A 19,763-nucleotide genomic window follows, 5' to 3' on the forward strand; every position below is an offset into this window, starting at 1 on the left:
TATGGGAGGAAACCAAATGAACAAATTTGTAAAAAGTGTTCTTGCGGCCAGCGCGCTTGCGGTTGCAGCCGCGACAGGTGCTGCAGCAGAAGGCGAGAAGTACATTCTGGTCAGCCACGCGCCTGACAGTGACAGCTGGTGGAACACGATCAAAAACGGGATCGCGCTTGCAGGTGATCAGATGGGTGTTGAGGTTGAATACCGCAACCCGCCCACCGGAGACCTTGCCGACATGGCGCGGATCATCGATCAGGCGGCAGCCTCGGGTCCGAACGGGATCATCACCACTCTGGCTGACCCGGATATTCTGGAAGGCCCCATCAAGGCCGCTGTGGATTCCGGTATCGACGTGATCATTATGAACACCGGCACGCCCGAAAAGGCGCGCGAAGTGGGTGCGCTGATGTATGTCGGGCAGCCCGAATATGATGCGGGGTATGCCGCTGGCCTACGTGCCAAAGGCGATGGCATCGGGTCGTTCCTGTGCGTGAATCATTACATCGTTCAGCCGTCCAGCCAAGAGCGCTGCCAGGGTTTCGCAGATGGTCTGGGTATTGAGCTGGGCGAGCAGATGATCGATGCGGGTCAGGACCCGGCAGAAATCAAGAACCGCGTACTGGCCTATCTGTCGGCCAATCCGGATACGGATGCCGTGTTGACGCTTGGTCCGACATCGGCTGACCCGACCATCCTGGCCCTGCAGGAAAACGGCATGGCCGGTGACATCTATTTCGGCACCTTCGATCTGGGTGGTGAAATTGTCAAAGGCATCAAGGACGGCACCATTCAGTGGGGGATCGACCAGCAGCCCTTCTTGCAGGCCTACCTGCCGGTTGTTGTGATGACCAACTACCACCGCTATGGCGTTCTGCCCGGCAACAACATCAACTCGGGCCCCGGTTTTGTAACCGCTGACGGCCTTGAGAAAATCGAAGAATTCGCAGGCGAATACCGCTGATCTTCAATAGTCGAGCGGGCGTGATCTGACGCCCGCTCAACCCAAATTTCTTATTCTTCGGGATCACCCGCGAGGGGAGGACCTTTATGTCTGAGTCAGCTCAATCCACGGCAGGCAGTGACGAACGGATCAAAGAGATCTCGCCGTTGCGCCGCGCCCTGATCCGCCCGGAACTGGGTGGCATGGTCGGGACCGTCGCCGTGTTTACCTTTTTCCTGCTATTCGCCTTCGACAGCGGCATGTTCAACTCTCAGGGCGTGATGAACTGGTCGATCGTTTCAGCCCAGTTCATGATCATCGCCGTTGGGGCCTGCCTGTTGATGATCGCGGGTGAATTTGACCTTTCGGTCGGGTCGATGATTGGTTTTGCCGGGATGATGATTGCCATCTTCTCGGTCACGCTGACTTGGCCGGTCTGGATGGCGATCATCGTTACGTTTGTTTTGTGTGTCGCTATCGGTGCCCTCAACGGCTTTATCGTCGTGCGCACCGGATTGCCCAGTTTTATTGTAACGTTGGCGTTCTTGTTCATTCTGCGCGGCTTTACGATCTTTCTGCCGCAGACGATTGAGCGCAAGACTATCATCGGCGGTATAAAGGACGCAGCAGAAGGCGATTGGCTCGCTTCGGTCTTTGGCGGCAAGGTGTTTCAGGGCCTGTTCGTTTGGCTGGGTGACAATGGGATTATTGCCACGTTCGAGCGCGGGTCGCGCCTAGGTGAACCAGTGGTGGACGGCATTCCGATGCTGATCATCTGGGCCATCGGCATCATCATTTTTGGCCATGTTTTGCTGACTAAAACCAAGTTCGGAAACTGGATCTTTGCCGCAGGTGGAGACGCCGAGGCCGCACGGAATTCGGGTGTGCCTGTGAACAAGGTGAAAATCCTGATGTTTATGTTCACCGCCTTCTGCGCCACCGTGTTTGCCACCTGTCAGGTGATGGAGTTCGGCTCGGCTGGTGCGGATCGTGGTTTGCTGAAAGAGTTCGAGGCGATCATCGCGGTGGTCATTGGCGGTGCGCTGCTAACCGGCGGCTATGGCTCGGTTCTGGGCGCGGCGCTCGGCGCGCTGATCTTTGGCGTAGTGCAGCAGGGGCTGTTCTTTGCCGGAGTCGAAAGCTCGCTGTTCCGGGTGTTCCTGGGTGTGATCCTGCTCGGTGCGGTGATCTTGAACACCTATATCCGTCGCATCATCACAGGAGAACACTGAGATGACTGAAGACACCAAATTCCATCATGGCGACGCGCAAGAGCAAAAGCCGATCATTCGTATGGTCGACATCCAGAAACACTTTGGGTCTGTGATTGCGCTGGCCGGTGTCAGTTTCGACCTCAAACCGGGTGAGTGTCATTGCTTGCTGGGCGATAATGGCGCGGGCAAGTCGACCTTCATCAAAACCATGTCCGGTGTGCACAAGCCAACAGCGGGTGAGATTTTCTTCGAAGACAAGCCTATGCATTTCGAAGATCCGCGCGACGCGATTTCTGCGGGCATCGCCACGGTACACCAGCATCTGGCCATGATCCCGTTGATGAGCGTAAGCCGCAATTTCTTCATGGGCAATGAGCCCACGCGCAAGGTGGCCGGTATCAACTTCTTCGACAAGAAACTGGCGGATGAGATCACCATGGAGGAGATGCGCAAGATGGGCATCAACTTGCGGGGCCCAGACCAGGCCGTTGGCACATTGTCAGGCGGCGAACGCCAGACCGTTGCGATCGCGCGCGCGGTGCATTTCGGAGCGAAGATCCTGATTTTGGACGAGCCGACCTCGGCCCTTGGGGTGCGTCAAACCTCGAACGTGTTGGCGACTATCGATAAGGTGCGAAGTCAGGGCGTAGGCGTCGTGTTCATCAGTCACAACGTGCGTCACGCGCTGGCTGTCGGCGACAGATTTACCGTTTTGAACCGGGGCCAAACACTGGGCACTGCGAAACGGGGTGAGATTACGCCAGAAGAGCTTCAGGACCTGATGGCAGGGGGTCAGGAGCTGGCCCAGCTGGAAGGCTCGTTGGGCGGAACAGTTTAAACCACCGATGCTCCGCAGACATGCGGAGTATCGAACTAAGTGGTGGTGCAAAACCACAAATCGTCAGGTCCATTCGGTTGGCCTGGAACCTTCAAAAATTTGAATACCGACGGAATGCCGATGGCGGCTTCGTGTGGAAAGGGATCATGATGAGCAAGACAGTCCGACTGACCGCGGCGCAGGCTCTGGTGCGCTATATCGGGGCGCAGTTAAATGAGGCCGGGGAGCCCTATATCGCAGGTGTCTGGGCCATCTTTGGCCATGGCAATGTGGCGGGGTTGGGTGAGGCGCTGCATGCCGTCAAAGACAGCCTGCCTACTTATCGTGGTCATAACGAACAAACGATGGCCCATTGTGCGATTGCCTATGCCAAACAGATGCGCCGCACGCGGGCGATGGCGGTGACGTCTTCCATTGGACCTGGGGCCACGAATATGGTGACGGCGGCGGCCTTGGCCCATGCCAACCGCCTGCCGGTTCTGATCATCCCCGGTGACGTGTTCGCCACGCGCGGGCCCGATCCGGTGCTGCAACAGATCGAGAATTTCGGTGATGGGACGGTCAGCGCCAATGACTGTTTCCGCCCGGTCAGCCGTTACTATGACCGTATTTCGCGCCCTGAGCATCTGTTGACGGCTCTGCCGCGTGCCTTCCGCACCATGACCGACCCGGCTGATTGCGGCCCGGTAACGCTGGCCTTCTGTCAGGATGTGCAGGCCGAGGCTTATGACTATCCTGAAAGCTTCTTTGAACCGCGCGTCTGGTATCAGCGCCGCATCCGCCCGGACGAGGGTGAATTGGCCCGCGCTGTCGCTGCCATCAAAGCTGCCAAACGTCCGGTTATCGTTGCCGGGGGTGGGGTGCATTACTCGGGTGCGACCGATGCGCTGCAAAGCTTTGTTGAAACCCACAATATTCCCGTCGCTGAAACGCAGGCGGGCAAGTCGGCCTTGGCCTGGGACCATCCATTGAATCTGGGGCCCATTGGCGTGACTGGTGGAGAGCCTGCCAACGACGTTTGCGCCGAGGCCGACTTGGTTCTGGCGGTTGGGACGCGGTTACAGGATTTCACCACAGGGTCCTGGGGCCTGTTTTCGAACCCCGAGCGCGAGATGGTGTGCCTGAATACAGCCGCCTATGACGCCGAAAAGCACGGGGCAATGCCACTGCAAACCGACGCTCGGGTTGGTTTGGAAGAACTTGGCGCAAGCCTACAGGGATACAGCGCTGACTCTGTGGCTGACACGCTCAAAGCGGATTGGTTTGGCAAGGTCGACAAGCTGACCGACGCGCCTGGCGATGGGAATGCATTGCCGACCGACATGCAAGTGGTCGGCGCGGTTCAGCGTGCCTCGCATGACGATACGGTTGTGATGTGTGCGGCAGGCACCATGCCGGGTGAGCTGCACAAGCTGTGGAAAGCCCCGCGACCCGGGGCCTATCACATGGAATACGGGTTCAGCTGCATGGGATATGAGATCGCCGGTGCGATGGGCATCAAGATGGCCCAGCCGGATCGCGACGTGATCTGCTTTACCGGCGACGGCACCTATATGATGGCGAACTCGGAAATGGCCTCTGCCGCGATGATGGGTATCTCGTTCACCGTGGTGATCACCGACAACCGTGGATTTGGCTGTATCAACCGCTTGCAGATGGGCACTGGCGGGGCTGAGTTTAACAACCTTCTGGATCACGCGGTGCACGAAACGCCCTCGGCCATTGATTTTGCCGCCCACGCGGCGGCGATGGGGGCGACCTCGGTCAAGGTCAGTTCGATTGCGGAATTGGAGGATGCGCTGGCCAAACGCGCCGACATCAAAGGGCCCTACGTGGTTGTCATCGACACCGATCCATACCCGTCCACCGAATATGGCGGCACGTGGTGGGAGGTCGCCGTGCCCGAGGTCTCGATCCGTCCCGAAGTCAATGAAAAACGCGCAGCCTATGAAGTTGCGATCAAGGAAAGAAACACGAAATGAGCGTGAAGATCGGCATCTCTCCGATTGCGTGGCAGAATGATGATTTACCCGACCTGACGGCGGCCTACACTATGGAACAGGCGCTGAAAGAGGCGCGAGAGATTGGCTATACGGGCGTCGAGCGCGGCCAACGGATGCCCGGCGATACCGAAGGGTTGCGGGCTTATCTGGATGCCAGCGATATTGCCCTGTGTGGCGGCTGGTGTTCCGGCGCATCGTTGCTCAATGACTTCGCAACCGAGCGTGAAGCCGTCCGCGAACAGGTCGAGCAGTTCGTGGCGCTGGACAGCCCGTGCATTGTCTATGCGGAATGTTCCAACACCATCCAGACGGAGGCAGGTACGCCGGTCAATCACCGGCCCAAACTGTCAAAAGATGAGGTGCTGGCCTACGCCGCCAAGATCACCGAACTGGCAAAATGGATGGCCGATCAGGGCATGCCCATGGCTTATCACCATCACATGGGCACCATCATCGAAAGCGAAGATGATGTGAACTGGCTGATGGAAGGGTCAGGTCCCGAGGTGGGATTGTGTTTTGACACCGGTCATCTGTTGTTTGGCGGCGGCGATGTGATGGCAACCTTGAACCGTTGGGGCGACCGAGTGCGTCACGTACACTTCAAGGATATCCGCCCTGCTGTTGTGCAGGATGTGCGCGAGAATAATCGCAGCTTTTTGGATGCAGTCATCGCTGGGGCCTTCACCGTGCCTAGTGACGGCTGCATCGACTTTCAGGCCGTCGCAAACGCGCTGAAGGCGATGGACTATAGCGGCTGGATCGTGGTCGAGGCGGAACAGGACCCGGCCAAAGCACCGCCCTGTGAATACTCCAAACTGGGTTACGACCACATCGTTGATGTCTGCGGCAAGGCAGGATTGGAGATAGCGGCTTAGTACACCGCCCCAAGGGGCAACACCGAAGGCCATGAGAAAGGAGTCTGTCATGGTAACTCAAGACCTCGGATATGTCGGCTATTTCGACCGGGAATCCTGTGATCTGGATGAATTCAAGGTGTTGACTTCTCAGAACCTTTTGATTGATGCGGTGCCCCACGCGGCAACGGTCGAAAAGAACGTGCCGGTCTATGACATGCAGGTACTACGCCCGATGCTGGAGCGGCCCGACGCGCGGCAAGCATTGCTGGCGGAATGGGGCTGGGTGTTGGACAAATCCGCCGGGGTGATCGCGCTGAAAAGGGCCTATCCGGATACCGTTGTTATCGACCGAGCGACGGATGTGTTTCGCCAGATTATTGACGAGGAACGTCAAAGCGGGTCTGGCGAAGGCGACCACTTCGCTGCCTCAGGTGCCAACGACCGGATTTGGAATGCGCTGCAAAAACAGTGCCTGTGTGATCCCGAGGGCTTCGCGCTTTACTTTGGGAACACGGCTATCGCTGCGGCTTGTGAGGCATGGCTAGGTCCGAATTATCAGATGACTGCCCAAGTCAATCAGGTGCGACCCGGAGGCAAGGCGCAGCAGGCGCATCGGGACTATCACCTTGGGTTTCAAAGCGCAGACAGTGCGGCGCAGTATCCGGCCCATGCGCATCTGGTAACAGCCTCGCTGACCTTGCAGGGCGCAGTGGCCCATTGCGACATGCCTGTGGAAAGCGGCCCAACCAAACTACTACCCTTCTCGCAGCTTTATCAGCCGGGCTATCTGGCGTTCCATGACGAAGCCCACAGGGTGCATTTCGAGGACAGCTATATCCAGTTACCGCTGGAGAAGGGCGACGCGGTGTTCTTCAATCCGGCGCTGTTCCATGCTGCGGGGGAGAACAGCAGCGCTGATATTCACCGAATGGCGAACCTGCTGCAAATCTCCTCGGCCTTTGGGCGCGCGATGGAGGCGGTGGATCGCCAGGCGATGTCTCTGGCAGTCTTCCCATCGCTGGTTTCCTTGAAACAGCGTGGGGCGTTGGATGCGGCGCAATTGGAGGCCGCCATAGCGGCCACTGCAGAGGGTTATCCGTTCCCAACCAATCTGGACACGGACCCTCCGGTCGGCGGCAACGCGCCGGAAAGCCAGGCGGATATCCTGCACCACGCGGTTTCGGAGGGATGGAGCGAGGCGCGACTGGCTGAGGTGTTGTTGGCCCTGACCCAAAGGCAAGCTGCCTGAAACAATAGCCGGGCGGCCTATGGGGTCGCCCGCAAGGAGAAAAGATGGCGGATCTGCACAAAAAACCTCTCGGCAAGCGCGGTAAAGTTCACGATATCACCCCGGCCAGCGCCGGATGGCGGTATGTGGGGTTCGGTCTCTTTCATCTTCGCGCCGGTGACCAGGCGGCAGAGCCAACCGGCGATCGTGAAGTCATTCTGGTCATGGTCGAGGGCAAAGCGCAGATCACCGGGGCAGGGCAGGATTGGGGTGTTCTGGGCGACCGGATGGATGTGTTCGAGAAGACACCGCCGCATTGTCTTTACCTTCCTAACGGCACCGAATGGGAGGCCGTCGCAGAAACCGATTGCGTCATTGCTGTGTGCTCAGCCCCCGGCAATGGCGGGCACAAAGCACGGCGGATCGGTCCCAACGGCATTTCCCTGACTGAACGCGGCAAGGGCGTGAACACGCGTTATATCAACAACATCGCGATGGAGCATGAAGACTACGCCGACAGCCTGTTGGTAACGGAAGTGTTCACGCCAAACGGGCACTGGTCGTCTTATCCCAGCCATCGTCACGACGAGGACGAGTACCCCCGCATCACCTATCTGGAAGAGACCTACTATCACCGCCTCAATCCGGCCAACGGTTTCGGGATCCAGCGGGTCTATACCGATGATGGGCAGTTGGACGAAACGATGGCGGTGTCCGATGGCGATGTTGTGCTCGTCCCGCGCGGCCATCACCCTTGCGGTGCACCCTACGGGTTTGAGATGTACTACCTAAACGTCATGGCCGGACCGTTACGTAAATGGCGGTTCGTCCCGGCCCCAGAGGTCGAATGGATCATGGAGCGTGACGCCTAACGCCTAGTTCTGTTGCGGTGCACCGAATGCGCGGATTACCACACGCGCGGCCGCCTCGATCGGGTCGTGCGTTTCCTTTAGGATGGTCACACGATCAAATCGATCTGGGTCAGCGTTCACAGCTTCACGCAAGGCTTGACCGAATGCCATGCGCAGCTCGGTACCGATGTTGAACTTGCAGATAGACGTCTCGCGCGCGAGGCGTGCGCGCTGATCGACCGGCACGCCTGAGCCACCATGGATGACAAGCGGCACATCGGTCATGGCGTCGATCTGAGCAATACGGTCTTCGTCCAGCCCGCCCTCTTTGTCCTGTTGCAAATGGACATTTCCAACCGAGATCGCCATCGCGTCCACTCCGCTGTCACGGGCGAATTGTGCGGCCTCGGACGGGTCGGTCCCGTTCGATCCTTCGCCGCCGGAGTAGCCTACAAAGCCGATCTCACCTTCACAGGAAATCCCCGCCCCATGGGCCATTTCGGCGATAGCTGCGGTCTCGTCTATATTCTGTTGCAACGGCTTGCGCGAGCCATCGAACATCAGCGAGGTAAAACCACTGTCCAACGCGATCTTGCACTCTTCAAACGTATAGCCGTGATCCAGATGAGCAACGACGGGGATTGAGGCCCCTTCGGCCAGATGGCGGAACATCTTGCCCAGAATGGGCAGGGGCGTGTGCTCGCGGCAGCTGGGCCCCGCTTGCAGGATGACCGGCGCGTTTTCGGCCTCGGCAGCGGCGACATAGGCGCGCATATCTTCCCAGCCCAGGGTCACAAGCCCGCCTACCGCATAGCCCTGCTGATAGGCGGGTTGCAGCACGTCTTTCAATGTCACGAGGGTCATTTGAACTTTGCAATCATGTCTTTGATGCCCGGGATCGTCTCGACCTGATAGGCATGGGTGGGTTGGAAATACTGCACCAATGAGCGCTGCGTCAGCCCGCCAAGGATGGTGAAATAATACATCTCATACCCCGGCAATACGCAGCAGGGATGGTATCCCTTGTCGATGCAAACGGTCGAGCCATTGACGATGTGATATGCATCCCCCGGCTCATTGTCTTCACGCTGTAGCATTTGCAGGCCCGAGCCCCAGTTGGGTTTGAAGCGGAAATTATAGGTCTCGTCGTGGCGCGTTTCATCTGGCAGCCGGTTGGTGTCGTGCTTGTGGCTGGGAAAGCCGGACCAACCACCTTGGCCGACGGTGAACAGCTCACTCACCAACAGACGCCCGACTTTGTCATGTTGTTTCTGACCCAGGATGTGCTTGATCTTGCGATGGGTTTTAGTGTCATCGCTGCCGTATTGCACAAGGTCGTGTTCCCGCACGTCGAAGGGGTCCAGTACCTTGTCATACTTCGCCCCTGCAACGAAAACCTCGGTCGCGTCCGAGACACAGACCATCTGCACCTTTGCGCCGACTGGAACATAGACCCCTTCGGGATCGCCGTCCCAGACATCCTCCGCCCTGTTACCAAGCTTGGGGAACTGCACCCCTTCGACAGAGATATCTACGGTGCCGGTTGCGGGTACGATGCAGGTTTCATAGCCGGGCACCTGATATTCGAACGCTTCACCTTTTTGCAGTTTCACGATGTTGAAATAGTTCAGGGGAACCATGGGGTCATCGATATCAACGATGGCGGTGTTCTTGTTGTCATATGGCGCAATATGCATGGGATATTCCTATGTGGTCGGGCCGGGATGATCGGCCAGAAATGCGTCGAGTTCCGCAGTCGTAGGCATGGCCGGGGCGCAACCGGGTTTTGAGACCACGATAGATGCGCAGGCTGAGCCGCGCATCACGGCGTCTTTCAGCGGATATCCTGCCGCGATTGAGGCCAAGAGCCCGGCCATGAAGCTGTCGCCAGCCCCGACCGGCTTGATCGCGTCGACCGGGTAGATACCGGTTTGGGTTTCTTGCCCATCTGCCAGCGTTACGGCACCTTTTTCACCCATCTTGTAGATGACGACCCGGCCCGGTTTTTTCGCGAGTTCTTGAGCTTTGGCAAAACCCTTTTCGATACCGCCCGCCATAAAGCCGAACTCTTCATCATTGCCTACGATCAGATCGCTTGCTTCACCTGCGCGCGAAAGAACTTCTGCGGCAACTTCGGGCGAGGGCCAGCTATAGGGCCGATAATCGATATCGAAGATGATGGGCAGACCGGCCTTTCGCGCGTTTTCAAACCCGCGGAACGTCGCACTGCGCGAGGGTTCGGCAGCGAAAACAGTACCGGCGGACACTAGAGCGGTGAATCTGCTGAAATCAACGCGATCCATATCCTCTTCGGTGACCTGAAAATCGACCGCGTTGTTTCTATAGATGACGTTCTGGAAATTGTCCGTCCGGCTTTCATAGATCGCAAGCGACATGCGATGCTCACCGCCGATGGTGCAAATGCAAGACGTGTCTACGCCGTAGTGGTGCAGGCGATTCATGCAGAACCGTCCGATCGCATCATCCGAGATTGATGTGATCAGCGCCGCCTGACTGCCCAGTTTGACCAGCCCGGCACCGATATTGGCGGATGATCCACCCAGATCAGCGTAGAACGTATCGGCCTCTTCACTTTTGGCGCCGATCGGGGCTGCAGTCAGGTCCATGCCCGCGCGGCCCAGTATGGCAAATCGGTTTCCTTTGATGCCGTCGATCAGGGGGCTCACGTCATTTGTCCTCCGACAGGGTGGTGGCAAAGTTTGGACCTTGCGTTGAATCGATTCACACGATACTGATTTTGCAACCGGTTGCAAATATAATGTTCGGAGCCGCAAAAGATGCCTGAAATCGGAATTGGAATTGTTGGTGGCGGCTATATGGGCAAGGCGCATTCCGTTGCCATGTCCGCCGTGGGTGCGGTGTTCAACACAGCGCTCAGACCAGGGCTCGAATTGATTTGTGCCTCAACCCCCCAAAGCGCAGAGCGCTATCGCGCCGCATACGGCTTTCAGCGCGCAACCGACGATTGGCGGGTTTTGGTTGATGACCCAAAGGTAGAGGCCATTGTCATCGCGTCGCCTCAGGAAACTCATCGTCAGATTGCCGAAGCGGCCTTTGCTTTGGGTAAACCGGTTTTGTGTGAAAAACCTTTGGGTGCATCGCTACAGGATAGTCAGGCGATGGTCAATGCCGCTGAAGCAGCGGGTGTCGTCAACATGGTCGGCTTCAACTATATCCGCACCCCTGCCAGCCAATACGCGCGCAAGCTGATCACCGATGGTGAGATCGGTGACGTCACCTGGTTTCGCGGAGAGCACACCGAGGATTTCTATGCCGACCCGCAGGCCCCGGCCACGTGGCGGACAACAGGTATGGCAAACGGCACCATTGGAGATCTGGCCCCGCATATGGTGAACGGCGCGCTGGCGTTGATCGGCCCGATCACGCAGGTGATGGCCGATGTCGAAACCGTTCACCGCACGCGTCCGGGTGGTGAGGTCACAAATGACGATCACGCTCAGATGATGTGCCGGTTCGAAAACGGTGTGATGGGCAACCTCTATTTCAGCCGTGTCGCAACGGGCCGCAAGATGGGCTATGCCTATGAAATATCTGGCACAAAAGGGGCGATCCGCTTTGATCAGGAAGATCAGAATGCCTTGTGGCTGTATCGGCGCGAAGGCTCCGAGGCGCAGCGGGGATTCACCAAAATCCTGACCGGCCCGGCCCACCCGGATTATGAACCCTTCTGCCAGGGCCCCGGTCACGGCACCGGATATCAGGACCAGATTATCATCGAGGCCAAGGATTTCCTGCATGCCATCCACACCGGCGAGGCGATCTGGCCAACCTTCCGCGACGGGCATGAGGTGAACCGGGTACTGGCGGCGGCGCTGGCATCCTCGGACCAGCGACAGTGGAAAGACATCAGCGATTTCTGATCGCTCAACGACACGTTCTGAAGAAAGACTTAAGACCATGGCAAAGCTGAAATGGGGCATGATCGGTGGCGGCGAAGGCAGCCAGATCGGGCCTGCCCACCGGTTGGGTGCGCAAGCAGACGGGATGTTCGAATTCGCCGCAGGTGCGCTGGATCATCGCCCGGATGTGGGCAGGGAATATGCTAAAAGGCTCGGGATCGCTGCTGATCGTGCCTATGGCAGCTGGCAGGACATGCTGGCAGGTGAAAAAGATCGCCCCGACCGGATCGATCTGGTCACGATAGCCACGCCCAACTCCACTCATTTCGAGATTGCCAAAGCCTATCTGGAGGCCGGGTTCAACGTGCTGTGCGAAAAGCCGATGACCATGACGGTGGAAGAAGGCGAAGAGATCGTGCGCGTGGCCGAGGCGTCCGGCAAGATATGTGCAGTGAACTATTGCTATTCGGCCTATCCGATGGTGCGCCAAGCCCGTGCCATGGTGCGGGCGGGTGATATTGGCAAGGTCCGTCTGGTTGTCACCAATTTCAGCCATGGGCACCACGGCGATGCCACGGATGCCGACAACCCGCGCGTGCGCTGGCGCTATGATCCGGCGATGGCGGGTGTCTCGGGCCAATTCGCGGACTGTGGCATTCACGCGCTGCATATGGCCAGTTTCATCTGCGACGACGAGGTAAAGTCCTTGTCCGCCGATATGGCCTCGACCATCTCCAGCCGGGAACTGGAAGACGACGCAATGGTCAATTTCCGGATGGAAGGTGGCACGGTTGGGCGGCTCTGGACCTCGTCGGTGGCGATTGGGCGGCAGCACGGCTTCGACATTCAGGTGTTTGGCGAAACCGGCGGTTTGCGCTGGGCGTCCGAACAGCCGAACCAGTTGATCTATACGCCGGTTGGCGGGCGCACTCAGATCATCGAAAAGGGTGAAGGCGGGTTGCATGACGAGGCGCAGCGTCTGTCGCGGGTCGCCATCGCTCATCCCGAAGGGTTCCCGCTGGCCGTGGCCAATATCTACTGCGATCTGGCTGATGCGATCCGGGGTGAGGCACGTGATGGTCTGCCAGACGCCGCCGATGGGGTGCGTTCCATTGCGGCTGTCCATGCAGCGGTCGCGTCTGGCAAAGAGGATGGCGCCTGGAAAGACGCCCGCCCGCCAATGTTCCGCTAATCAGGGACGGGGCCGCAACGTGCCCCGCTCAATCACCCGACAGGGAAATATCCGGGCCTCAGGGTATCTCTGGGGCTCTTTCAGCATCTCTTCGACCAGATCAACCGACGAGGTGATGATCTGCTTGATCGGCTGGTGAATGGTCGTCAGATCAATGCTTTCCCAGCGTGCCATCTCCATATCATTCAGCCCGATGATGCCGATATCCTCACCCGGTTTCAGCCCATGATCTGAAAGGGCCGACAACGCACCGACAGACAGGATATCGTCACCGCAGAAATACCCGTCGGCCGGAGAACCAATCAGCAAGCGCAACATCTCGGCCCGTCCAGCCTCAAACGAATAATTCTCGGCGAAAGAATACGAAATCTGCAGCTCTGGATGCTGCTCGGCTTCCTCAATGAACCCGCGGTATCGATCCAAAGCCGAGGTCGCGCTCTTTGGCCCACCTAGATATCCGACATGCTTGTATCCGCGCGCGACAAGCTCGCGCGCCGCCATGCGACCACATTCGACATTGTCGATGCCAACCACATGCACCTCGGGCGATGTTGCTGAACGCCCAAACGTGTGCACCACCGGCACACCGGCATCATGGAAAGCTTTGGCAAAACTAGGGGGCAGGGTCGAAGAGGCCACGATGACCGCATCGACTGAATACTGACGCAGCATGCGGACGGAATTGGCGGGCTCAGTCTCATCAGTCAGGTTCACGATCAGCGGGCGCAGCCCGCGTTCCTGCAGGGCGCGGGTGAACTGGTCGAACACCTCAAGGAAAATAGGATTGTGAAAGTTGTTGGAAATCAACCCAATCAGCTTGGTCCGCCCGGTTGTCAGCGATGAGGCTAGCGCGTTTGGACTGTACCCCAGCTCTTGCGCGGCTTTTTCGACCTTGCTGCGGGTTTTGGCCGAGACCGAGGCGCCTTCGGTAAAGGTTCGCGAAACCGCGGACCGGGATACGCCTGCCAGTGCGGCGACGTCTTTCAGTGTAACGCTCAAAATTGATACCGTCTGTGCCGTGCAGGCGTTGGGATTGTCATTGCAGGCTATTATGCAGCTAAGCGACGGTTTTGCAACCGATTGCAATTGGGGGTGCAGGATCTGAGATCGCTTGCGTTGGGCTTGACGAATTTCTTCGCTGCTTCAGGTTTGGATCATGACCGCAAAACGCGTGGCAATCGTATCGAGTGGCATTTCAAGCCCTCTCAACAGTGCGTTGGAATTTGCCAAACGCATCAAGGCTTTGGGTTATGAGGTATCGATCTTTGCTCCGGCCTCGGCGCACGATCTGATTGAACACTGTGGTTTTGCCTATCACGTCATCCCAAACCCGCGTGTAAATGCATTCGACGCGCTGATTTCGAAAGAGGACAGACGCAGTTTGCAGCGCGAAGGTTGGATGGATGCCGCGATCAAGGCGTTCGGGGTCGACGAGTTTGCAGAAGCGTTGCTAAACACACAGCCGGATATCGTGTTTATCGATTGCGAGATGCATGCGCAGATCATCGTTGCAATGTCTTTGAACATTCCGGTTGTGCAGTACAGTAACATGTTCCTGTCTCCACCGGGCGCACAGGCCCCCCCGCTGAACAAACCCGCGTTTCCTGGTCGCGGGCTGCGGGGCAGCAGACCGGGCATCGCGCTGCTGTGGTGTCGGTTCCTGCTTTGGAAACTGTCAAAGATAGTGCGCAAAAGACTGTCCGAGCGCGGGGTGGATTATGCCTCGACCCTGATTGAACTTGCCAGGCGTCATGATGTTCCACTGTCTCGGGTGTTGCGCCTGGTCTGTTGGCAGATGCCTTGGACCTATCGGTTGCCAACCCTGTTGCTGTTGCCGGGTGCGTTGGACTTGCCGACACCTTCGCGGGCCGATCTGACCTATTTGGGCCCAACGATATTGCAGGATCGCCCTGAACACCCGCATGACCACGATAAGATCGCACAGTTCTGCGAGGCCAGCGCTCGGCAAAAACGAATCTTCGTTGGGTTCGGAACGATCATGAGGTTAGACAGTGGTCTGCTGCCAAACCTTTGGGCTGTGGCCGGCAATCATCCCGACTGGTGGTTTCTTTTTGCGGCAGGGCAGAACTGGGACGGCATGGCTGAGACACAGTTACCCGCAAATGTCGATGTTGTGGCCTGGGCTCCGCAGCAACATGTTCTGAAACACGCCGATCTTGCGATCATGCATGGTGGAACGGGCGGCTTTGTCGAAGCGGTGGATGCAGGCACGCCGATGTTGCTGTATCCGCATGTAAATGACCAACACGGTAGCGCAGCACGCGTCGTGTTTCATGAAATCGGCCGCGCTGGGGATCGGAATGATCCAGTCGAAAAGATCGAAGATGACATCCGGAGCTTGCTGAACTCTGCGAAGGTCAAGCAAAACTGTATCCAAATGCAAGCACGATGCCGGGGTGAGCATAGCGAGGGTCATCTGGCAGGCTATCTGCGAGGATTGATGTCGCGCGACTAGAAAATTCAACAGGTTGTGGCTGAAACGAGAGTGATGCGTTCATCCAAAACGTCCGCCGTTTCAGGCGGGCAATCAGTTTGTTTGATCCATACGGCAGGCGCGCCCGTAGAATCTGCAAGACAACGAAGAAAAAGAACCAGTGGACGAAACGCCCAAACTCATGGATCACGCTCGGCCCAGCGATCTGGCTGGCCTGGCGAGCAGTCTTCCGGATGTGACCTCACAAAACTTCCGGAGTGTATGGGGTTTGGTCGGACAGCATGGTGCTTTTTCCTATCTCACGTCGGATCAGCAAGATTACAGCGGCTCTGCCGAAACCTTCGTCGAAGCGATGTTGTCATTTGGAGAGAACTGTTCTGACAACGGCTTCGCTATGGCGATCATCTCGCAAATCCTGACTGTGCAAAATCCGCTGCATCAATTCGCGTCGAATGACCAGAAAGTAACCTATCTGCCGCGCTTGCTTGCCGGAGAGCTGTTGGCCGCCTTTGCGTTGACCGAGCACGAAGCCGGCTCTGATGCGCTGTCGCTGAAGACGCGGGCCGAGTATGCGGATGGAGGGTATCTCATCAACGGGGCCAAAGCGTATGTCGGCATGGGTCCGATTTGTGATCTGGCTATCGTATTCGCCAGAACCGCGCCGGATAAAGGGCGCTGGGGACTATCTGCTTTTTTGGTTCATGCTGACGACGAAGGTTTCATTCGGCATCCGGGGCAAATGAAACTGGGGTTGAATTCGGCGCCGTTTGGTCAACTGGAATTCAATGCGTGTTGGGTGCCCGAAACCCGCAGGCTTGGTCCAGAAGGTGCGGGTGCTTCAATTATCCAGTCAACATTGGATTTGGAACGTTGCTTTATTTTGTCCGCACAAGTTGGTGCTATGCGGCGTCAATTACGGGACTGCGCTGAGCATGCAGCGACGCGCATTCAATTCGGTAAACCTATTGCCGCGTTCCAGTCGGTCTCCAATCGTCTGGCAGATATGCGGACCCGGTTGGAAACATGCCAGTTGATGCTAAGGCGTGCGGCACAGTTGTACGACACCGGGCAGCCTTTGACCCAATTTGCTGCGATGGCCAACCTTCATATCTCAGAGGCACTACTAAGTTCGGGCATGGATGCCATGCGCTTGATGGGAGGGCAGGGGTATTTGGCGGGATCGACCGCTGGGTCGGATGTCGCCGATGCAATCGGCGGCGTGATCTACTCTGGCACATCGGACATCCAGCGTGAGATCATTTCCAAGATGGAGCTTCAACAGGCGCGCGCATTGAGGGAGCGACCCCAATGAATCTCTGGTCTGGAGCAAATCTAATTGCTGGGCGCTCGGCCTTAGCGCTTCAAGCCGTTCTTTGGCTCGGTCTGCTATTCCTTGCGACAACGGCCAACGCGCATCGCGTGAACGAAAGTTACGTCTATTTTGATGTCACCAAAGACAGTTTGGGCGGGCGGATCGAAGTCACGCTGACCGACCTTACGCGAATACAGCGAGGTCAAGAAAAGGTTTCAGAAAGCCTGGATCAGGCTGAAGTTCTTGCCGGTAAGGACGCGTTCTTCGACTATTTCGAGAAGCACCTGCAGTTGTCCTTTGAGGACGCGCCGTATCAGGTGGAGTTTGAAGAGATCACGTTTTTTGACACCTCGGTTGACACGTTCGCGCAGTTGCACTTTGGCGTTCCGGGGGTCGAAACAACGCCGACGACCATCCAGATGTACTATGACGGGGTGTTCTCGGATATCGATCCAGAACATCGCGGATATGCATTGATTGCCAGCAACGCGCGCAACGGGATGGACGAGAATGAGGCCTATATCTCGCTAGTCTTTGCACCGGGTGATGGCACGAAAGACCTGTATCTGAATGATGAGCCATCCAAAGACATTGCACGCGCCTTTTTTGAGCGCGGGGTCTGGCACATCTGGTTGGGTTTTGACCACATCCTGTTTCTTGTGACCCTGCTGTTGGGCGCAGTTATGCGGATCGACAACCAGCGCTGGGTCCCATCTGAAAGCATCCGCCAAAGCCTTTGGTACATTGTCAAGATCGTGACTCTCTTTACCATCGCTAACGCTATTGCTTTGTGTTTGGCGACGTTCGAAGTGATCACATTGCCGGTTCCTTTTGTTGAAGCGGTCATAGCTTTGTCTATCGTTGCTGTCGCCATCGGTAACCTGGTACCTCGCTATCATGCGCAGGTCTGGATCGCAGTCGTCATCTTTGGTCTTTTCCACGGCCTAGGCTTTGCAATTGTTCTGGAGCCTTTGGGGTTGGATCCAGAGCGCAAAATGCTTGGACTGGCGACCTTCAATGTTGGGATTGAGATTGGACAGCTTGCAATTGTGCTTGTGCTGTTTCCGATCTTCTTCGCCCTGCGTCGTTTGCCAGCCTATCGTACCGTAGCACTGCAATTTGGGTCAGTGGCGCTTGTGGCAATGGCGGTGCTTTGGTTTTTTGAGCGTACGGTTGATTGGTTTCCAAAGTTTAGCCAATCGGTCGTGATGCTTGTGAACTAGGGAGTCGATGCTGTGTTTCTGGACGACCCGATAACGCACAACGCGCAAGCATCGCCAGATGCCCAGGCCCTATGTATGCTTGGCCAAGGCATAACCTATGCCGCGTTGAACGAGCAGGTTGATCAGATCGCCACCGCACTGCTGGAACGGTCTGTCGCAAAGGGCGACCGCGTCATTATCTGCGTAGCCAAAAGCCCGATGGCGATTGCTGCGATTTATGCAGTCCTGCGTATTGGGGCGATATATGTGCCAATTGATCCCGCCGCCCCGGTCGAGCGTCTGGCGGCGCAGATTGCTAAGGTATCTCCGGTGCTGATTATCGCCGACGCAACGCGGTTAGGGGCGTTTGCGGATAGCGCGTACAATGTTCCGCTTCTGGACCTTGGGCAACCAATGACGGGCAAAACATCGCCCGACAAATTGCGTGGTCGGTGCGCAAAACGCTCCGCTGATGACCCTGCATATATTCTGATGACATCCGGCACGACGGGCTCACCCAAGGGTATTGTGCATACCCACAAAAGCGGTTTGGCCTACGCTCAGATGGCGGCAAACCTGTGCGCGCTGCGTTCCTCTGATCGCGTCAGCCACCACACGCCCGCGCATTTCGACATGTCGATTTTTGACATGTTCAGCACTGCCTTGGCTGGGGCTTGCGTGGTCATCATTCCAGAAATGCATGCAAAGCTGCCCGCCAGCCTGTCGGAGCTGACGCAGAGCGAGGGTATCACCGTCTGGTATTCAGTTCCTTACGCATTGATCCAAATGGTCGAACGTGGGGCACTGGCCGAACGTGATCTGAGCGCTTTACGCATTGTCATGTTTGCGGGTGAGAAAATGCCCCCTGCTGCGCTGAAGGCATTTTCCAACCATGCGCCAAATGCGGTGTTTCTGAATGCTTATGGGCCTACAGAAACCAACCATTGTACCACGTCAGTTCTGAAGCATGACGATCTGGATGGAACCAGCCCTCTGCCTATTGGTCTTCCGGATGTGGGTGTAGCCGCGCGGATCGGGTCTGATGCCGCAGAAGCACCTACCGGAGAGCTTCTGATCGCCGGCGATCAGGTTATGTCTCAGTACTGGAATGCTCCGGATCAAACCGCGGCGGCCTTTTGTACCTTGCCTGATTCCTCAGGGCGGATGCGGTGGTTTTATCGCACAGGTGACATCGTGCATAGAACCGAATCCGGAGCCTTGATGCTGATCGGGCGCAAGGACCGGCAGATCAAACTGCGTGGCTACCGGATTGAACTGGACGAGGTCGAGCTTGCGTTGGTGAACACGCCTTTTGTGACAGAAGCGGTTGTGATTGCCAGGGATCAGGCACTCCGGGCTTTTGTCACGGGCGCATCCAAGTGCGATCTTGGGCAGGTGAAACGTCAACTAGAAGCTGTGTTACCGCCCTACGCGGTGCCACAACACATTGAATGGTTAGAGAGTATGCCTCGCACGTCGACAGGTAAGATCGACCGGGCGAAGCTTGTGGGGAAAGCCGATGAAGACCGTGCAGCCTGAACGCCAAACCGATGCGCTGCGCAACTACGTGCAGCAGACGCTGTTGGGAGGGCGCGTCATCACTGATACGGATGAGCTACTACTCAGCGGGATGATCGACTCGCTGGGCGTAATGTCGTTGGTGGGCTTTATCGAAGAAACCTATGGCATCGACATTCCGTTCGAAGATGTGACGCTTGAGAACCTCAGCTCAATCGACGCCATCCTGCGCTATGCCGATGCCCGGCAATCGGCGCGGTGCTGAGGGGATGACC

Annotated in this window: 18 protein-coding genes; 14 read left to right on the forward strand and 4 right to left on the reverse strand. The window is 57.3% G+C overall.

The annotated features are described in order from the left end of the window. The first annotated feature begins 16 nt into the window (after positions 1-16). The 7 genes from ACR0KG_RS17330 to iolB all read left to right on the forward strand — a co-directional run bounded on the left by ACR0KG_RS17330 (position 17) and on the right by iolB (position 7,949). Positions 17-958 carry a sugar ABC transporter substrate-binding protein gene (locus ACR0KG_RS17330; protein ID WP_170536076.1) on the forward strand — a complete coding sequence of 314 codons (942 nt, stop codon included), beginning with the start codon at positions 17-19 and terminating at the stop codon, positions 956-958. 86 nt (positions 959-1,044) lie between these two features. Further along, positions 1,045-2,169 carry an ABC transporter permease gene (locus ACR0KG_RS17335; RefSeq protein ID WP_480827960.1) on the forward strand — a complete coding sequence of 375 codons (1,125 nt, stop codon included), beginning with the start codon at positions 1,045-1,047 and terminating at the stop codon, positions 2,167-2,169. 1 nt (position 2,170) lies between these two features. Next, the gene (locus ACR0KG_RS17340; RefSeq protein WP_480500018.1) at positions 2,171-2,989 is read left to right on the forward strand and encodes an ATP-binding cassette domain-containing protein; all 819 of its coding nucleotides are present in this window, start codon (positions 2,171-2,173) and stop codon (positions 2,987-2,989) included. Positions 2,990-3,138: 149 nt separating this feature from the next. After that, entirely contained in the window at positions 3,139-4,971 is a 1,833-nt protein-coding gene (gene iolD / locus ACR0KG_RS17345; RefSeq protein WP_480827961.1) for a 3D-(3,5/4)-trihydroxycyclohexane-1,2-dione acylhydrolase (decyclizing), read from the forward strand. After that, a complete protein-coding gene (gene iolE, locus ACR0KG_RS17350) occupies positions 4,968-5,867 on the forward strand; it encodes a myo-inosose-2 dehydratase (protein WP_480827962.1) in 900 nt (299 codons plus the stop codon). The genes iolD and iolE overlap by 4 nt, the downstream gene beginning before the upstream one ends. 49 nt (positions 5,868-5,916) lie before the next feature. Continuing rightward, positions 5,917-7,098, forward strand: a complete 1,182-nt coding sequence (locus ACR0KG_RS17355; protein WP_480827963.1) for a phytanoyl-CoA dioxygenase family protein — start codon at positions 5,917-5,919, stop codon at positions 7,096-7,098. Between the two features lie 44 nt (positions 7,099-7,142). Next, the gene (gene iolB, locus ACR0KG_RS17360) at positions 7,143-7,949 is read left to right on the forward strand and encodes a 5-deoxy-glucuronate isomerase (RefSeq protein WP_480827964.1); all 807 of its coding nucleotides are present in this window, start codon (positions 7,143-7,145) and stop codon (positions 7,947-7,949) included. Between the two features lie 3 nt (positions 7,950-7,952). Here the strand turns inward: iolB and ACR0KG_RS17365 are convergent, their stop codons facing one another. From ACR0KG_RS17365 to iolC, 3 genes are read right to left on the reverse strand one after another with little or no spacing between them, the layout of a single operon-like run. Beyond that, positions 7,953-8,792, reverse strand: coding sequence for a class II fructose-bisphosphate aldolase (locus ACR0KG_RS17365; protein ID WP_480827965.1), 840 nt, complete (start codon positions 8,790-8,792; stop codon positions 7,953-7,955). Further along, the gene (locus tag ACR0KG_RS17370) at positions 8,789-9,625 is read right to left on the reverse strand and encodes a 5-deoxy-glucuronate isomerase (RefSeq protein ID WP_480827966.1); all 837 of its coding nucleotides are present in this window, start codon (positions 9,623-9,625) and stop codon (positions 8,789-8,791) included. Before ACR0KG_RS17370 ends, ACR0KG_RS17365 begins: the two co-directional genes overlap by 4 nt. Before the next feature lie 9 nt (positions 9,626-9,634). Then, complete coding sequence (iolC, locus tag ACR0KG_RS17375; RefSeq protein ID WP_480827967.1) at positions 9,635-10,615, reverse strand: 5-dehydro-2-deoxygluconokinase; 981 nt, start codon at positions 10,613-10,615, stop codon at positions 9,635-9,637. Between the two features lie 111 nt (positions 10,616-10,726). Between iolC and ACR0KG_RS17380 the strand changes: the two genes are divergently transcribed. Both ACR0KG_RS17380 and ACR0KG_RS17385 read left to right on the forward strand, forming a co-directional pair. Beyond that, a complete protein-coding gene (locus ACR0KG_RS17380; protein WP_480827968.1) occupies positions 10,727-11,830 on the forward strand; it encodes a Gfo/Idh/MocA family protein in 1,104 nt (367 codons plus the stop codon). Positions 11,831-11,867: 37 nt separating this feature from the next. Continuing rightward, positions 11,868-13,001 carry a Gfo/Idh/MocA family protein gene (locus tag ACR0KG_RS17385; protein WP_480827969.1) on the forward strand — a complete coding sequence of 378 codons (1,134 nt, stop codon included), beginning with the start codon at positions 11,868-11,870 and terminating at the stop codon, positions 12,999-13,001. On the opposite strand, the gene ACR0KG_RS17390 is transcribed toward ACR0KG_RS17385, so the two are convergent. Beyond that, positions 13,002-14,000: a LacI family DNA-binding transcriptional regulator gene (locus tag ACR0KG_RS17390; RefSeq protein WP_480548710.1), complete on the reverse strand. Its 999-nt coding sequence runs from the start codon at positions 13,998-14,000 to the stop codon at positions 13,002-13,004. 157 nt (positions 14,001-14,157) lie between these two features. On the opposite strand from ACR0KG_RS17390, the gene ACR0KG_RS17395 reads away from it, so the two are divergent. The 5 genes from ACR0KG_RS17395 (at position 14,158) to ACR0KG_RS17415 (ending at position 19,753) form a co-directional block, all read left to right on the forward strand. Next, complete coding sequence (locus tag ACR0KG_RS17395) at positions 14,158-15,477, forward strand: glycosyltransferase (protein WP_480827970.1); 1,320 nt, start codon at positions 14,158-14,160, stop codon at positions 15,475-15,477. A 139-nt stretch (positions 15,478-15,616) separates the two neighbouring features. Then, entirely contained in the window at positions 15,617-16,768 is a 1,152-nt protein-coding gene (locus tag ACR0KG_RS17400; protein WP_480827971.1) for an acyl-CoA dehydrogenase family protein, read from the forward strand. Further along, entirely contained in the window at positions 16,765-17,991 is a 1,227-nt protein-coding gene (locus ACR0KG_RS17405; protein WP_480827972.1) for a HupE/UreJ family protein, read from the forward strand. Before ACR0KG_RS17400 ends, ACR0KG_RS17405 begins: the two co-directional genes overlap by 4 nt. A 12-nt stretch (positions 17,992-18,003) precedes the next feature. After that, positions 18,004-19,509 (forward strand): amino acid adenylation domain-containing protein, encoded by a 1,506-nt coding sequence (locus ACR0KG_RS17410; protein ID WP_480548718.1) that lies wholly within the window; start codon positions 18,004-18,006, stop codon positions 19,507-19,509. After that, complete coding sequence (locus ACR0KG_RS17415; protein ID WP_480499999.1) at positions 19,490-19,753, forward strand: acyl carrier protein; 264 nt, start codon at positions 19,490-19,492, stop codon at positions 19,751-19,753. The genes ACR0KG_RS17410 and ACR0KG_RS17415 overlap by 20 nt, the downstream gene beginning before the upstream one ends. Positions 19,754-19,763 lie beyond the last annotated feature (10 nt).

Source organism: Ruegeria sp. H4 (assembly GCF_056533065.1).

What these genes read in the sequence shown, in the direction of transcription:
- ACR0KG_RS17380 (WP_480827968.1), top strand. Translation starts at nt 10,727, where the DNA reads ATGCCTGAAATCGGAATTGGAATTGTTGGTGGCGGCTATATGGGCAAG.
- ACR0KG_RS17335 (WP_480827960.1), top strand. Translation starts at nt 1,045, where the DNA reads ATGTCTGAGTCAGCTCAATCCACGGCAGGCAGTGACGAACGGATCAAA.
- iolD (WP_480827961.1), top strand. Translation starts at nt 3,139, where the DNA reads ATGAGCAAGACAGTCCGACTGACCGCGGCGCAGGCTCTGGTGCGCTAT.
- iolE (WP_480827962.1), top strand. Translation starts at nt 4,968, where the DNA reads ATGAGCGTGAAGATCGGCATCTCTCCGATTGCGTGGCAGAATGATGAT.
- ACR0KG_RS17340 (WP_480500018.1), top strand. Translation starts at nt 2,171, where the DNA reads ATGACTGAAGACACCAAATTCCATCATGGCGACGCGCAAGAGCAAAAG.
- ACR0KG_RS17365 (WP_480827965.1), bottom strand. Translation starts at nt 8,792, where the DNA reads ATGACCCTCGTGACATTGAAAGACGTGCTGCAACCCGCCTATCAGCAG.
- ACR0KG_RS17395 (WP_480827970.1), top strand. Translation starts at nt 14,158, where the DNA reads ATGACCGCAAAACGCGTGGCAATCGTATCGAGTGGCATTTCAAGCCCT.
- ACR0KG_RS17370 (WP_480827966.1), bottom strand. Translation starts at nt 9,625, where the DNA reads ATGCATATTGCGCCATATGACAACAAGAACACCGCCATCGTTGATATC.
- ACR0KG_RS17415 (WP_480499999.1), top strand. Translation starts at nt 19,490, where the DNA reads ATGAAGACCGTGCAGCCTGAACGCCAAACCGATGCGCTGCGCAACTAC.
- ACR0KG_RS17355 (WP_480827963.1), top strand. Translation starts at nt 5,917, where the DNA reads ATGGTAACTCAAGACCTCGGATATGTCGGCTATTTCGACCGGGAATCC.
- ACR0KG_RS17330 (WP_170536076.1), top strand. Translation starts at nt 17, where the DNA reads ATGAACAAATTTGTAAAAAGTGTTCTTGCGGCCAGCGCGCTTGCGGTT.
- ACR0KG_RS17385 (WP_480827969.1), top strand. Translation starts at nt 11,868, where the DNA reads ATGGCAAAGCTGAAATGGGGCATGATCGGTGGCGGCGAAGGCAGCCAG.
- ACR0KG_RS17405 (WP_480827972.1), top strand. Translation starts at nt 16,765, where the DNA reads ATGAATCTCTGGTCTGGAGCAAATCTAATTGCTGGGCGCTCGGCCTTA.
- iolB (WP_480827964.1), top strand. Translation starts at nt 7,143, where the DNA reads ATGGCGGATCTGCACAAAAAACCTCTCGGCAAGCGCGGTAAAGTTCAC.